Source organism: Methylomagnum sp. (assembly GCF_054333355.1).
The window spans coordinates 1-10,597 of sequence record NZ_JBTEKS010000128.1 but is presented as its reverse complement, the minus strand read 5'-3'; the positions used below and the strand labels follow the sequence as shown (position 1 = coordinate 10,597).

Annotated in this window: 11 protein-coding genes; 7 read left to right on the top strand and 4 right to left on the bottom strand. The window is 56.2% G+C overall.

Annotated features, from left to right (window positions below):
• Window positions 1–46: 46 nt before the first annotated feature.
• From prfB to ACXWUF_RS11495, 3 genes are all read left to right on the top strand, one after another.
• Window positions 47–1,145, top strand: a protein-coding gene (gene prfB / locus ACXWUF_RS11505; RefSeq protein WP_458494823.1) for a peptide chain release factor 2 whose coding sequence is annotated in 2 segments (ribosomal slippage) — window positions 47–121 and window positions 123–1,145 — 1,098 coding nt in all. Because the reading frame shifts where the segments join, the coding sequence is not laid out codon by codon here.
• Window positions 1,145–2,662 (top strand): lysine--tRNA ligase, encoded by a 1,518-nt coding sequence (gene lysS / locus ACXWUF_RS11500; protein WP_458494822.1) that lies wholly within the window; start codon window positions 1,145–1,147, stop codon window positions 2,660–2,662. Before prfB ends, lysS begins: the two co-directional genes overlap by 1 nt.
• Before the next feature lie 131 nt (window positions 2,663–2,793).
• Window positions 2,794–3,732, top strand: coding sequence for a BglII/BstYI family type II restriction endonuclease (locus tag ACXWUF_RS11495; RefSeq protein ID WP_458494821.1), 939 nt, complete (start codon window positions 2,794–2,796; stop codon window positions 3,730–3,732).
• A gap of 155 nt (window positions 3,733–3,887) precedes the next feature.
• Here the strand turns inward: ACXWUF_RS11495 and ACXWUF_RS11490 are convergent, their stop codons facing one another.
• From ACXWUF_RS11490 to ACXWUF_RS11475, 4 genes are all read right to left on the bottom strand, one after another.
• Window positions 3,888–4,247, bottom strand: coding sequence for a type II toxin-antitoxin system VapC family toxin (locus tag ACXWUF_RS11490; RefSeq protein ID WP_458494820.1), 360 nt, complete (start codon window positions 4,245–4,247; stop codon window positions 3,888–3,890).
• Window positions 4,234–4,455, bottom strand: coding sequence for a DUF2281 domain-containing protein (locus ACXWUF_RS11485; protein ID WP_458494819.1), 222 nt, complete (start codon window positions 4,453–4,455; stop codon window positions 4,234–4,236). Before ACXWUF_RS11485 ends, ACXWUF_RS11490 begins: the two co-directional genes overlap by 14 nt.
• Before the next feature lie 37 nt (window positions 4,456–4,492).
• Window positions 4,493–5,347 (bottom strand): substrate-binding domain-containing protein, encoded by an 855-nt coding sequence (locus ACXWUF_RS11480; RefSeq protein ID WP_458494818.1) that lies wholly within the window; start codon window positions 5,345–5,347, stop codon window positions 4,493–4,495.
• 378 nt (window positions 5,348–5,725) lie between these two features.
• Window positions 5,726–7,591, bottom strand: a complete 1,866-nt coding sequence (locus ACXWUF_RS11475; RefSeq protein WP_458494817.1) for a methanol/ethanol family PQQ-dependent dehydrogenase — start codon at window positions 7,589–7,591, stop codon at window positions 5,726–5,728.
• 391 nt (window positions 7,592–7,982) lie between these two features.
• Between ACXWUF_RS11475 and ACXWUF_RS11470 the strand changes: the two genes are divergently transcribed.
• Genes ACXWUF_RS11470 through ACXWUF_RS11455 form a run of 4 tightly spaced genes read left to right on the top strand, consistent with a single transcriptional unit; the run spans window position 7,983 to window position 10,572 of the window.
• Window positions 7,983–8,912 carry a quinoprotein relay system zinc metallohydrolase 2 gene (locus tag ACXWUF_RS11470; protein WP_458494816.1) on the top strand — a complete coding sequence of 310 codons (930 nt, stop codon included), beginning with the start codon at window positions 7,983–7,985 and terminating at the stop codon, window positions 8,910–8,912.
• Window positions 8,905–9,435: a hypothetical protein gene (locus tag ACXWUF_RS11465; RefSeq protein ID WP_458494815.1), complete on the top strand. Its 531-nt coding sequence runs from the start codon at window positions 8,905–8,907 to the stop codon at window positions 9,433–9,435. Before ACXWUF_RS11470 ends, ACXWUF_RS11465 begins: the two co-directional genes overlap by 8 nt.
• On the top strand, window positions 9,432–9,722 hold the full coding sequence (locus ACXWUF_RS11460; protein ID WP_458494814.1) for an addiction module antidote protein: 291 nt from the start codon (window positions 9,432–9,434) through the stop codon (window positions 9,720–9,722). The genes ACXWUF_RS11465 and ACXWUF_RS11460 overlap by 4 nt, the downstream gene beginning before the upstream one ends.
• Before the next feature lie 34 nt (window positions 9,723–9,756).
• A complete protein-coding gene (locus ACXWUF_RS11455) occupies window positions 9,757–10,572 on the top strand; it encodes a quinoprotein dehydrogenase-associated SoxYZ-like carrier (protein WP_458494813.1) in 816 nt (271 codons plus the stop codon).
• Window positions 10,573–10,597: the final 25 nt, after the last annotated feature.

Here is a 10,597-nt window from a genome sequence, read left to right as displayed (position 1 = left end):
CCCCACACTCCGGTATAATCCCGCCCTTTCCCAACGAGGCCCAACCATGCGCGAACTAAACCCGCTATACAACCAAATCAAAGACCTAAAGAGCCGTGAGGAGGCTCTTAGGGGGTATCTTTGACTTCGAGATCAAGGAAGAGCGCCTAACCGAAGTCCTCAAGGAACTGGAAGACCCGAAAGTCTGGGACAACCCCGACCGGGCACAAGCCCTCGGCAAGGAGCGCGGCTTGCTGGAAGGCGTGGTCAACAACCTCATCCGCCTCAAGCAAGGCATCACCGACGCCGAAGAATTGCTGGAACTGGCCGTCGAGGAAAACGACGAAGACAGCGTGGAATCGGTCGCCCTCGACCTCGCCCAATTCGAATCGGAAATCGCCGGGATGGAATTCCGCCGCATGTTCGCCGGCGAAATGGACCCCAATAATGCCTTCCTCGACATCCAGGCCGGTTCCGGCGGCACCGAGGCCCAGGATTGGGCGGCGATGCTGGAACGCATGTACCTCCGCTGGGGCGAGCGGCGCGGCTTCAAAACCGAACTCGTCGAAGAATCAGCGGGCGACGTGGCCGGCATCAAAAGCGCCACCATCCGCTTCGAGGGCGAATACGCCTACGGCTGGCTGCGCACCGAAACCGGCGTGCATCGGCTGGTGCGGAAATCGCCGTTCGACTCCGGCAACCGCCGCCATACCTCGTTCTCGTCGGTGTTCGTGTCGCCCGAAGTGGACGACAACATCGCCATCGACATCAATCCCGCCGACCTCCGCACCGACGTTTACCGCGCCTCCGGGGCCGGGGGTCAGCACGTCAACCGCACCGAATCCGCCGTCCGCATCACCCACGTCCCATCGGGGATCGTGGTGCAATGCCAGAGCCAGCGCTCCCAGCACGCCAACCGCGATTTTTGCATGAAGCAGCTCCGCGCCAAGCTCTACGAGATGGAAATGCAGAAGCGCAACACCGAGAAGCAAAAGCTGGAGGACTCCAAGTCCGACATCGGTTGGGGTAGCCAGATTCGGTCCTACGTGCTGGACCAATCCCGCATCAAGGATTTGCGCACCGGGGTCGAAACCAGCAATCCGCAGCCGGTGCTGGACGGTGATTTGGACCCGTTTATTGAAGCCAGTTTGAAGAGTGGTTTGTGATGACTGAAATACAAGAACAGCAAGCGCCGAACGAGACCCACGAGGACAACAAGCTCGTTGCCCAGCGCCGCGAAAAACTGGCCACCCTGCGTGAGCAGGGCAACGCCTTCCCCAATGATTTCCGCCGCGATGCGCTGGCCGAGGAGCTTCACGCCCACTTCGGCGAGTTGCCGAGCGAGGAACTGGAAGCCAGAGCCTTGCCGGTGAAGATGGCCGGGCGGTTGATGACCAAGCGGATTATGGGCAAGGCGTCCTTCGCCCACATCCAGGACATGTCGGGCCAGATGCAGGTTTTCCTGCAACGGGACGGGCTGGCGGAGGGCGTGTACGAAGCCTTCAAGGGCTGGGACTCGGGCGACATCGTGGCCGTTGACGGCCATTTGTTCAAAACCAAGACCGGCGAGTTGTCGGTGAAAGTCCACGACATCCGCCTGCTCACCAAATCGCTGCGGCCCCTGCCGGAAAAATTCCACGGCCTGACCGACGCCGAGACCTGCTACCGGCAGCGCTACGTCGATCTCATCATGAACGAGGACTCGCGGCGGGTGTTCCTGCTGCGCAGCGCCATCGTCCGCTATATCCGCGAATTCCTGGCCGAGCGGGGCTTCCTGGAAGTGGAGACGCCGATGATGCAGGTGATTCCGGGCGGGGCGCGGGCCAAGCCGTTCATCACCCATCACAACGCGCTGGATATGGACCTGTACCTGCGCATCGCCCCGGAGCTTTATCTCAAGCGGTTGGTGGTGGGCGGCTTCGAGAAGGTGTTCGAGATCAACCGCAGTTTCCGCAACGAGGGGCTGTCCACCAAGCACAACCCCGAGTTCACGATGATCGAGTTCTATCAGGCGTATGCCGATTACCGGGAGCTGATGGACTTGACCGAGGAATTGCTGCGGACCATGGCGCAGGCGGTGTTGGGCGGGACGGAAGTCACCTACGGCGGGGAAGCCTACGATTTATCCAAGCCGTTCCGGCGGCTGACCTTGTTGGAATCGGTCCTGCATTACAACCCCGAAATGAAGGCCGAAGACTTGGCGGAGCGGGAATCCGCCGCCCGCATCGCGCAAGGTTTAGGCATCAAGGTGGCGGCGGGGGATGGGCTGGGCAAGATTCAGACGGAAATCTTCGAGAAGACCGTCGAGGACAAGCTGTTCGAGCCGACCTTCATCACCGCCTACCCCGCCGAGGTTTCACCGCTGGCCCGGCGCAATGATGAGAATCCGTTCATCACTGACCGCTTCGAGTTCTTCGTGGCCGGGCGGGAACTGGCGAACGGCTTTTCCGAGTTGAACGACCCGGAGGATCAGGCCGAGCGCTTCCGCAAGCAGGTGGAGGACAAAACGGCGGGCGACGAGGAAGCCATGCACTACGACGCCGATTATATCCGCGCCTTGGAATATGGCTTGCCGCCGACCGCCGGGGAAGGCATCGGGATTGATCGGCTGGTGATGTTCTTCACCGACTCGCCGTCGATTCGGGATGTGATTTTGTTCCCGCACATGCGGCGGGAGGTTTGATAGGTTAGATCGCTCCGACTAACCCCCCTTTCTCGTTGAGAATCAAAGAAATTGATAGGCTGATATAATTTATATTATCCCAGCCTATCAATATTTAGCTTCCGATAATTCCGCAAACAGGGGTTTGCCTTATGTGGCCTGAACTAATAATAATTGATACTTTCTTCATTGGAAGTCATTATGAAATGCTCAGCTTGCTATCATTAATTCAATCTGAACACCCTGAATCTCAATATGAGGTTGATATTCAGCGGAGACACAAGCAAAAAATCATCAAATATTTGATTATTAAGTTAACCGACAATAGCCAAGCGGTGTTAGCAATAAATGAGCTTCACAATATTTTAAAAACCCGTCAACAACCTAGCAATACGCAGGTTGCAATAAAGGAGGCTGTTAGAAAAATAGATATGTTGGCTAGCGAGCATTTTCGAGAGGCGATTGGCACCTGCCTATACGGGTATCTATTTTATCGCTGGCTTGGTCGCAACAGCGCCATATTAAAACTCAACCCTCTCAGCAAATTTATGTCGTTTGAGTTTTTATATTATTATGAAGTTCAAAATTATAATAATGCCGTACAAATCCTCAGCCATAACTACCCACGGGAGTTCAATGAAATTTTACAGGGATTACTAAGTTTTCGCGCAACACTTGAAGACCTCCGCAAACCAGGGGGTAACAACTCCCCGGTCTCCAAAAGAATTTATAGTTTGTTCCGTCCTAAAGGCTGGAGAGAAACTCGCTTTGACTCTACACATAAAATAGATTTCTTCAAAAGAGAAATTGCTTTCGAGCTGGAATGGAACAGCAAGGATTATGTATTTGACCGTGACTTGTCAGCAATTAGGCATCTGTATAAAAAGAAAAAAGTTCGTCCTGCTGTGATCTTGACAAAAAGCACACTACTCAACAGAAAACTCAAAGAACTAGGCATTACCAAGCATGGAGCCAGTCACACTTCGATAGAAAAGCTTACAAAGCGGTTAAAGGCTGGGCAAAATGGCAAGTGTCCAGTATTAGCAATTGGAATTACCCCTCGTTTAATTTCGGATTTAACCGAATACTAAAGCTTATGAATAGTTATAAGATGGGTGCAGCGTAGCGGAACCCACCATGCCGCCTAGCTCGCTGTGATGGGTTCCGCTGAAGCTCCACCCATCCTATACACTGGATTTCCAATACGGCGGAATAAGCCAACAGGCTATTCCGCCGCATCAAAAGCTTAGGCATCGAAAATACGCCGCAATCCCTCGTCCAGCGTCAACAACTCCAATCCAAAGACTTGTGCGGTGGCCGCAATAATCGCATCCGGCAGTTTTATCCGTCGCTTTTGACGAAGGCTTATCGTCGCATCTTCAATTTCTTGGGTGATCGGAAAATACCGCATTTCCGCGAGTAATGACCCGATCACCGCCTTCTCTGTTTCAAGCAGGCCCGGAAACCCCAGTAATTCCATTCGGGTAATGGCGCTGTAACCGCTCTCATCGGTGCGGCGATTTCCCATCACCGCCAGCACAGCAGGATTACCCTTCACCAAGCCAATAATGATATTGGTATCCAGCAGCGCATTAATCCCATTCATCGCGTAAGGCTCGCTGAATCTGCACGGGATCACCCTGAAAGTGCGGGGAGTTTGCCAAACTGCCAAAGAAATCAGCTAACGGTTTCCCGCTAGAATTTCCTTTTAAACGCCTCTGTCGAAGAAACTCGGCAAAATCCAAAACCTCTTGGGCGTCGGATTCTGGCAAAGTTTGGAGCGTTTCCAACAAATGTTTTGCCAATGCGTTCATACCTGCCTACCCCGCTCGTTAATACCTTATGGCCGCCCTATTTGTTCGCCGCCACCGGCTCGCCCTTCTCATCCACCAGCGGCACCTTGAATTCCTGCAACAGGGCTTGAATCTGGCCCGCGTGCTTATCAATCAAGCCTTCCAACTGCGCCTTGCGGTCCTTGTCAGGAATCCGCACACCCATGGACATGGGGAAATCGAACTTCAACCCAGCCTCCGATTTCATCGGGATCACGGTAAGGCTGGGATTGTGCGCCACCAGATAACCGGCTATCGGTCCCCATACGATCACCATGTCGATCTTGCCCGCCTGGAAATCCTTTTCGAGAATCTGCGCCGTGTTGACGCTGGCATCGCCGGTCATGGTCTGATAGGGCACGCCCTGGTCGATCAAGTGATGATTCAACAACCAAGTGGTGCCCGGCGCCCCGTCGAACATGGCGATGCGCAACTTGGACTTCTTGTCCGTCGGCAACTTGTCCAGATCGCCGGGGGCTTTGATGTCGTCCCAGCCCTTGCCTTTCGTATAAACCAAGGCGTAGGTCGAGCGGTAATAGGGCTTGGTCGTCGCGGTCAATTCATAGCCGGTCGGGACACCCATCACCACATCGCATTTGAATTCTTCCGAATCCGGCAGCTTGGCCTTCAAGGTGCTGCGGATGAAGCCCATTCGCTGCGGAAACCAGGTGTATTCGAGTTTCTGCCCCAAGTCCTTGGCGAACAGCTCGGCGATTTTATTCTCGAAGCCCTGGCCTTTCTGGTCCGAGAGCGGCGGGTTGTTGGGATCGGCGCAGACCTTGAACGCCTGCTCGCCTGCATGGGCAACCGGCATGGACAGCAGCAGCGAAGCGCAAGCGTAAGCCAGCCAATGGTGCTTGTTATTTATCCACATGGGAAACTCCTTATAAGGAAAGAAATAATGGGGTTATGCCGATGCACAATCAGCCGAGATTGTAGGTCAGGCTTTAGCCTGGTCCCTAGCGTAAAAATCAGGCTAAAGCCTGACCTACACCGCACTGCGTCATTGGAGTGAAAATACGTTAGACCCGTGCCGTAGCTTTCGGCCTTAGGCTCTGTTGACGTAAGCCCGAAAAGCAAAGATGAAACATGGACTTACGTTTTTAGGGATGGTGGTTAACCGCCTGTTTCCAAAAGCTATTTTCCTTACGTCAACAGAGCCTAGCGAATTTTCAACGCCCCAAAAAGAAAACCCCGGCTGACGAATCAGCCGGGGTCTCTCATTAGCTTAAGGTCGAAAAACGACCGAAGCTTACTTGGGGGGCAATGCGAACACGGTGAACACGCCGCCCAGCTTGGTGTGCGCGCTCAGGCTCTTGTACGCGCCAACCGCGCCCAGACCTTCGCTGTCGCCTTCCAGACCCGCCGCCATGCCGACGCCGGCCCAGCCGCCGATACCGGACAGGATGCCGATGTACTGCTTGCCCTTGTGTTCCCAGGTGCTGACGTTGCCGATGATGCCGGACGGGGTCTTGAACTTGTACAGTTCAGCGCCGGTGTTGGCGTCACGGACCTTCAGGTAGCCTTCCAGGGTGCCGTAGATTACGACATCGCCAGCGGTGGCGACCATGCCGCTCCACAGGGAGAACGGCTCGTCAACCTGCCAAGCGATCTTGCCGGTCGCCGGATCCCACGCGGTGAAGGAACCCATGTGGAGCTTCTCTTCCTTCTCGCCGGTCTTGACGTTGGCCTTAGCCGGATAGATGTTCAGAGTCGCGCCCACATACGGCTGACCGGCGGTGTACTCGACCGCGAACGGTTCGTAGTCCATGCAGGTGTGGTTGCCGGGGATGTAGATCAGCTTGGTCTTGGGAGAGTAAGCGACCGGGGGTTCGTTCTTCGCGCCCATGGCGGAAGGACAGATGCCCTTCTGATTCACGTCTTCGCCGCCGTGCTGGGTGGAATATTGATTCACCACCTGCGGACGGCCAGACTTCAGGTCAACGTGGGTAGCCCAGTTGACGGCCTTGTCGAACTTCTCGGCGACCAACAGTTCGCCGGTGATGCGGTCCAAGGTGTACCCGAAGCCGTTACGGTCGAAGTGGGTCAACAGCTTGGAGTGTTCCTTGCCGCTGGCGTCCTTCATGGGCAGGTCGATCAGCGTCATTTCATTGATGCCGTCGTAGTCCCATTCGTCGTGCGGGGTCATCTGGTAGACCCACTTGGCTTCGCCGGTGTCCGCGTCACGCGCCCAAATGGTCATGGACCACTTGTTGTCGCCAGGACGCTGTACCGGGTTCCAGGTGGACGGGTTGCCGGAACCGTAATAAACCAGGTTCGCAGCGGGATCATAGCTGTACCAGCCCCAGGTGGTGCCGCCACCGATCTTCCATTGGTCGCCCTGCCAGGTCTTCAGAGAAGAATCCTTGCCGACTGGAGCAACTTTGCCGTCAACCCAAGTCGTGGTCTTGTCCGGGTCGATCTTCATGTCGGCGTCTGGACCCATGCTGTAGGCTTTCCACGCCAGGGTGCCGTCCTTGATGTTGTAGGCGGCGATGAAGCCGCGCACGCCGAACTCACCGCCGGAGATACCGGTGATGACCTTGTCCTTCACAATCAACGGCGCGTTGGTGTTGGTCATGCCGGCCTTCGGATCACCGTTCTTGACCTTCCAAACGATCTTGCCGGTCTTGGCGTCCAGCGCGATCAAGGTCGCGTCGCCCTGAGACAGGAAGACCTTGCCGTCGCCGTAGGCCAAACCACGGTTGACCACGTCGCAGCACATGACGCCGATAACCTGGGTCTGGTCGGTGCCAGCGTCAGGGGCGTAGTTGTATTCCCAAATGACGGAGTGGGTATCCTGATCCAAGGCATAGACCTTGTGCGGATAGCCGGTGTGGATGTAAATCAGACCGCCGACGACCAGGGGACCGCCCTCGTGACCACGCAACATGCCGGTGGAGAAGGTCCACACGGGTTGCAGGTTCTTGGCGGTGTCCTTGTTGACCTGGGTCAGGTTGCTGTAGCGGGTGCCGTAGTAATCGAGACCCCAGGACGCCCAGCTAGCGGGGTCGTGGGAGAGCTTTTCGATTTCGGCGTTCGCGAAAGTAATCCCGGGGGCTGCCAAAGCTGACGCAACGGCGGTCGCGAGCAGCCAACTTTTCACGGGTTTTTTCATTGGTTTTCCTCCTCGTAATCTGCGGCGCAGAATACTTTATGTTTAACGACAAGTGACCCTAAAAGCGGAATGACGGAGTTTTTAATAGATGCAAGGAAAATTTTCCTGATTTTGATCCTGAAATTTCCCCGGCTAGCCCGTCGGCGTGCGTAAATTGAAGGATTTCGCCTTAAAAGTCAACGATACGCTTGAGCTTGCGACTGGCCGTCATTGGAGCATCAGCCGAAGGTATTTAGGCGGCGGGCGCCATTCCAAAATGCTCGGCCACAGAGCGGGTTTCCCCGAGCCGCTTATTGCCCGTCTCCGCCACCGAAGCGAAAATGCGTGCCCGCGCATCGCCAGGCATTCCTTAACTTGAACTTGTAGCCCCGCCGTAGGAGACACCCGAATCATGCCCTTCCCCAAAACCGCCCTCGCCCTGCTCCTCGCCGCCCTTCCGCTGCTGAGCCGCGCCGAACCGCCGCAACTCGCCCTGAAAGAAGTCGCCCCCGGCATCCACGTCCATCAGGGCGTGCACCAATGGCCGGACGCCCACAACCGGGGCGAAATCGCCAACATCGGTTTCATCGTCGGCGAGCGCTGTGTGGCGGTGGTGGATACCGGCGGCAGCCCCGAACAGGGCGAAGCGCTGAAACAGGCCGTGGCGAACACCACGAAAGTGCCGGTCTGCTATGTCATCAATACCCACGTCCACCCGGATCATATCTACGGCAACCTCGCCTTCAAGCAGCCGGGCGTGAGCTTTGTCGGCCACTATAAATTGGAACAGGCGATGGCGATGCGGGCGCCGTTCTATGGCGAGAAAGCGGCGCGGGATTTGGGTTTCACGCTGACGGCGGCACATTTCATTCCGCCGGATCGGCCCGTGCAGAACACCCTGGAACTGGATTTGGGTGGCCGGACGTTGCTGCTGACCGCCCACCCGACGGCCCACACCGACAACGACCTCAGCGTCTACGACAAGAAAACCCAGACGCTCTGGCTGGCGGATTTGTTGTTCATGGGCCACCTGCCGGTGGTGGATGGCAGCTTGAATGGCTGGCTCAAGGAAATCGAGAAACTTAGGACCATCGACGCCAAGCTGGTGATTCCGGGGCATGGGCCGGTATCCGCCGCGTGGCCCTTGGCGTTGGTGTCGGAAGAAGGCTATTTAAAGATGTTGCAGGCCGAAATCCGCGCCGCGCTGAAAGCGGGTAAAACCATGGAATGGGCCATGGCGAATATCGGCCAGTCGGCCCGCCCGGATTGGCAGTTGTTCGATGAGTTCCACCAGCGGAATATTTCGACGGCGTTCGCGGAGTTGGAGTGGGAGGATGACTGATAAATGGATGATGGCCCTGCGTTGCCTGCCGATTGCCATAACCGCTTTCGGCGCAACCGGGTGCTTTTATCTTGCCCTTGTCAAAATGCCCATCAGCACTCAAATCGTTGACGCAGAAACGGGTCAACCAATCGCCGGAGCAAGGCTATTGCAGGTCGTTTGTGATGTGCATGACTTTGACTGCGTTCACGGGGAAATCGACCTCGTACAAAGCAATCAGGACGGCTTGGTGGAGGTCAATGGAAAGCACAAATGGGGATTATGGTTTCCTGCGCCCGGCGGACTTCCCTCGCCAAATCATCAAATTGCTGTTTGGAAAGATGGGTATTACACCTTCCTTTTCTCCCAATACAGCGATTTTGAAAGCCTTCAAAAACGCCTGACTGAAAAGCGCCAAGACTTGGCTCAGATGATGTCGATGGTTCCTACCCCCCGAAAACAGTATTCTCCCGACCAGCTAGAACGGATGCTTTCTGATGGACAGATCGAACTTCACCACCTCGATAACATGCAAACGCCATGAACACTACTGACACCACGCTTTGGGATTCTGACAAGTACTTAGAAACCAACGAAGACATGGCGGCATACCTCAACGCCTGTCTCGAAGAAAACGATCCCGAATTGGTCATTCATACGCTCGGCGTAATTGTCCGCAACAAAGGCATCGCCCAAATCGCCCACGAAACCAGATTAGACCGTGAAAGCCTACACAAGGCATTGTCCGCCGAAGGCAACTCGGAATTCGCTTTAATATTAAAAGCGGCCAAGGCACTATGCCTGCGGCTTCGCTCCAGCGCCACGCCCTAAACCAAAAGCCACCCCACACAGGAGCAAACCCACCATGAAACCCACGCAATTCCTCCGCTACCTACTCCCCGCCTTCGCCAGCCTGTGCCTGCTGGCGAGCGCCGCCCACGCCGCCGGTGAAGAAGACGCCGCCTGGCTCGGCGGCCTCAAGCAGAAATTCTACGGCGACCGCCCCATCGAGGAAGGCAACTCGGTGGTGGAAATCACCGCGCCCTACCGCGCCGAAGACCCGGCCCTGGTGCCCATCCAAATCACCAGCAAAATTCCCCAGGCCAAGGACCGCTACATCAAGAACGTCACCCTGGTCATCGACAACAACCCGGTGCCGTTCTCGGCCTCGTTCGACTTCACCCCGGACAGCGGCAAAGCCGATGTCGCCATGCGGGTGCGGGTCAACGCCTACACCAACATCCGGGCGGTGGCCGAAACCAACGATGGCAAACTGTACATGAGCAAAGCCTTCGTCAAGGCCAGCGGCGGCTGCTCGGCCCCCATCGGCACCGACCTTGAAGCCGCCATGGCGCGGATGGGTAAGATGAAGTTCAAATTCGACGGCGACAAGGCGACACTGGGCCAAGCCAACCCGGTGCAACTACTGATCAGCCATCCCAACATCACCGGCCTACAGATGGACCAGATCAGCCGACTGGTCAAACCGGCCCATTTCGTGGACGAGGTGAAGGTGAGCTTCGACGGCAAGCCGGTGATGACCGCCAAGACCGACATCGCCATCAGCGCCGACCCCAACTTCCGGTTCTTCTTCGTGCCGGACAAGGCGGGCGAATTGAAGGCGGAAATCAAGGACAACCTGGGCAACAAGTTCACGTCCAGCCAAGCGGTCCAGCCCTAAGATTTGTAGGTCGGGCTAAAGCCCG

Excerpts from the sequence above, each read along its gene's own strand:
- lysS (WP_458494822.1), top strand. The coding sequence starts at position 1,145 with ATGACTGAAATACAAGAACAGCAAGCGCCGAACGAGACCCACGAGGAC.
- ACXWUF_RS11495 (WP_458494821.1), top strand. The coding sequence starts at position 2,794 with ATGTGGCCTGAACTAATAATAATTGATACTTTCTTCATTGGAAGTCAT.
- ACXWUF_RS11475 (WP_458494817.1), bottom strand. The coding sequence starts at position 7,591 with ATGAAAAAACCCGTGAAAAGTTGGCTGCTCGCGACCGCCGTTGCGTCA.
- ACXWUF_RS11490 (WP_458494820.1), bottom strand. The coding sequence starts at position 4,247 with ATGAATGGGATTAATGCGCTGCTGGATACCAATATCATTATTGGCTTG.
- ACXWUF_RS11455 (WP_458494813.1), top strand. The coding sequence starts at position 9,757 with ATGAAACCCACGCAATTCCTCCGCTACCTACTCCCCGCCTTCGCCAGC.
- ACXWUF_RS11485 (WP_458494819.1), bottom strand. The coding sequence starts at position 4,455 with ATGAACGCATTGGCAAAACATTTGTTGGAAACGCTCCAAACTTTGCCA.
- ACXWUF_RS11470 (WP_458494816.1), top strand. The coding sequence starts at position 7,983 with ATGCCCTTCCCCAAAACCGCCCTCGCCCTGCTCCTCGCCGCCCTTCCG.
- ACXWUF_RS11460 (WP_458494814.1), top strand. The coding sequence starts at position 9,432 with ATGAACACTACTGACACCACGCTTTGGGATTCTGACAAGTACTTAGAA.
- ACXWUF_RS11465 (WP_458494815.1), top strand. The coding sequence starts at position 8,905 with ATGACTGATAAATGGATGATGGCCCTGCGTTGCCTGCCGATTGCCATA.
- ACXWUF_RS11480 (WP_458494818.1), bottom strand. The coding sequence starts at position 5,347 with ATGTGGATAAATAACAAGCACCATTGGCTGGCTTACGCTTGCGCTTCG.